Source organism: Pseudomonas sp. Sample_24, assembly GCF_004307605.1.
Classification (GTDB): Bacteria; Pseudomonadota; Gammaproteobacteria; order Pseudomonadales; family Pseudomonadaceae; genus Aquipseudomonas.
On sequence record NZ_RCNW01000491.1, the window covers coordinates 1 to 2,398 of the forward strand.

The 2,398-nt window shown below is 48.4% G+C and carries 3 protein-coding genes and 1 pseudogene; all 4 read left to right on the plus strand.

Annotated features, from left to right (window positions below; all coding sequences use genetic code 11):
• The coding region (locus D8V06_RS28660) for an RHS repeat-associated core domain-containing protein (protein ID WP_130932292.1) at nucleotides 1-511 on the plus strand (511 nt) is incomplete at its 5' end.
• Between the two features lie 13 nt (nucleotides 512-524).
• Nucleotides 525-1,016, plus strand: coding sequence for an SMI1/KNR4 family protein (locus tag D8V06_RS28665; RefSeq protein ID WP_130932293.1), 492 nt, complete (start codon nucleotides 525-527; stop codon nucleotides 1,014-1,016).
• 273 nt (nucleotides 1,017-1,289) lie between these two features.
• Nucleotides 1,290-1,709 carry an NTF2 fold immunity protein gene (locus D8V06_RS28670; RefSeq protein ID WP_130932294.1) on the plus strand — a complete coding sequence of 140 codons (420 nt, stop codon included), beginning with the start codon at nucleotides 1,290-1,292 and terminating at the stop codon, nucleotides 1,707-1,709.
• Between the two features lie 217 nt (nucleotides 1,710-1,926).
• Nucleotides 1,927-2,398, plus strand: a pseudogene (locus D8V06_RS28675) (type IV secretion protein Rhs); the annotation flags it as partial.

Below are 2,398 nucleotides of genomic sequence, written 5' to 3' on the forward strand. Positions count from 1 at the left end.
TCGGTATTACGATCCGGAGGTGGGGCGGTTTGTTACGCAGGATCCGATTGGGTTGGATGGGGGGCTCAACCTCTACCGTTACGCCCCTAATACGAACGTTTGGATTGATCCGTGGGGTTGGGCTTTCAAGGGCGTTGACTTTACGGGCTCTCCTGATTTGTTTCCGGTGACCGGTAATCAAAAAAATATCGTTTCAATCACAATGCAGGGTGCGAGAGGACGGGACTTCACCCAGGCATATAAAGAGGCAGGTATCAAAGCTTCGGCAGCCGATGATTATACTTGGCATCACGTTGATGACTTTGATCCGAAAACCGGTAAGACCACTATGCAGTTAGTCAAAACATCAGCCCATGAAGCGACATTTTCACATGGCGGCTCTGTTGCTCAGTTTGAAAAGCATTTCGGTCTACCTTCTGGTTCTTATGGCAATACTGATGCTGTAGGTATCTCGCACTCTAAGGGCTGGCTGAATGGGCGGGCTCCGAAAGCTGCCTCTACAACTTGTTAGTAAGGAGACAATGATGGGTGTACTGAAAGTATCGAAGTCCGATCCGGAAGTGAATAGTTCTGATCTCAGTTTGCTGGAGGACGAGATCGGACATACATTGCCTGAAGGCTTTAAAAATTTTTATTTAACTCATAATGGTGGGGTAGCAGATAGAGATTGGTGGGATAGTGGTGATGAATATGAGCCTGTTCGAATAAAGAAATTTAAAGCAGTTGCAGCTAGTGGTGCTTTGGATGCTGCAGAGACAAAATATTTAAGCGGTTGTTATACAGTGATGACCTCTAAAAATGTGATACCTAAAACATTGCTGCCGTTTGCGACTGACGACGGTGGTAACTTTTTCTGTCTGGATTTGACTGATGGTGATGTGTGTTTTTACGCAACTGATTCCTTTGATTCGAATAGTAGTTATGCCGCCAATCATGCAAAGGCCTATCGTTGGCTCGCAAGTTCATTTGACGCTTTTGTTGAGGGTTTAAAGGACGAATCTGAGATCGACCTGTAAAATCGAAGGCCAGAGGAGCCGTGACAGGGATCGCGATGACCTGCACAGTGAGGCGGACAATGATTGTCATTTTCCGCTTTTTTCAATAACACCGGTCTGGATTAGGGTGTTTTATAAAACCAACTACTAGGGAAGTACTCATCTCAGGCAGCAATCATCCACAGCCGCTTCAACGGTGACAGGTCAGCTGATCTCCACCTTCCGCCACGGCAAAGGCTTTCTGGTTTATTCTGCTGTTCGCAATTGTATTGTTGTGCTTGGTAGGAGTTTGTTATGGAAAAAGAAGTTTCGGTGGTTGAGGCGTTGAAAGGCTTTATGTCAGAAATGCGAGATTGGGAGACAGCTTTTCGCGATGAGCAGATGAGCCTGATCGATGCGGATAAAGATACGTCTGATTGTGATAAAAAATATGAAGCAGAACTTAAGAGAATTCTAACCAAGTTTTCTGTATCAGATGAACGCAGCTGGGCTCGACAGGTAGATCTGGGTTGTGGGTCTCCTCCGACTTATGATCCTGAGAGGGATGTAATAAGTAAGCCTGTTCAAGAAGGCAAAAATTACACTGTGGTTGTCGAGCAAATGGCTAGGCTAAAGGCTGTGTATAAGTTTGTTCTGAAAAATACTGAAAATGGGTGGTTGATAGTGAGAAAAGAAACAAAAAATGGAGATAAATGGAAAAAAGCGGCTCTCTGACCTTCGTATAGAAGACGGTGGAGTATTCTGCTGCACCGTTGGTGCGATATTTTTGTTGCGTATTTAGTTGTTTATCGGTGGTCAAGAATTAGTGGGGATTGAGCCGTTCTTTAAAATTTTAACTGCAGAGTGGTGTAAGGTTTCTTAAGTCACTTTTCTCTATAATCAGAAATTACATGGGACGCATCGGGTCGAGTAATCAAGTGCTTGCGCCGACCAACAGATAAATCACCTGTACTACGGCAGTGGCCACCTGCACCAACTCAACCTCGACGGCCAGCTCATCAGCGACATCGAGCGCGACGACCTGCACCGCGAAGCCCTGCGCACCCAGGGCGCGCTCACCAGTTGCTTCGGCTACGACGCGATGGGCCGCAAGAGCTGGCAGTTCGCCTCGCGCCTGCCGGCGGAAAAACTCTCGCGCCTCCACAACCCCGGCATCCAGCCCGACCTGCTGGTGGAGCACGCCTACAACCCGATCCACCGCCGTCACCAGTACGACCCGGCTGGCGAACTGACCCGCACCCTCGACAAACTGCGCGGCGAGATCAAGTACCAATACAAAGCCAACGGCCAGTTACACAGCCGCGACACGGGGCAGTTGATCGACAGCGAAGAGTTCCGCTACGACGCGGCGGCGAACCGGCTGAACTTCAACACCAGCCAGTTCGACCACGTCAAAGACAACC